This window comes from Mycobacterium persicum (assembly GCF_002086675.1).
Lineage (GTDB): Bacteria > Actinomycetota > Actinomycetes > Mycobacteriales > Mycobacteriaceae > Mycobacterium > Mycobacterium persicum.
Genome location: NZ_MVIF01000330.1, coordinates 1 through 309 on the forward strand (window position 1 = coordinate 1; position 309 = coordinate 309).

Annotated in this window: 1 pseudogene; it reads left to right on the top strand. The window is 65.0% G+C overall.

Going from position 1 to position 309, the window contains the following annotated elements:
• A pseudogene (locus BST40_RS30565) lies at positions 1-208 on the top strand (hypothetical protein); the annotation flags it as partial.
• Positions 209-309 lie beyond the last annotated feature (101 nt).

Here is a 309-nt window from a genome sequence, read left to right on the forward strand (position 1 = left end):
CACCTTCGAGGCGGCCAAGTGCGCGGCTTGGCCCGGCTCCCCGGATTACGGCTACTACCAACAGCTGGCGACCAAGCACGACGGCCACAATGGCAAGAATCCGACCCTGGCGGTCGAACGCAAAATCTTGCGTCGCTGCTCTCACACCCTGCGTGAACTCGGTGATGGCGCGCTGAGCCCACCCCAACCCGTCCGGGAGGCCGCCTGAGATGCAAGCTGCGCGTGCCATGCCCACAAATCAATTGATGCCCGCGGTCAGCTCCCGTAAGCCCCCTGCCGCCACTCGCTATCTGGGTGGACGCCCTGGAA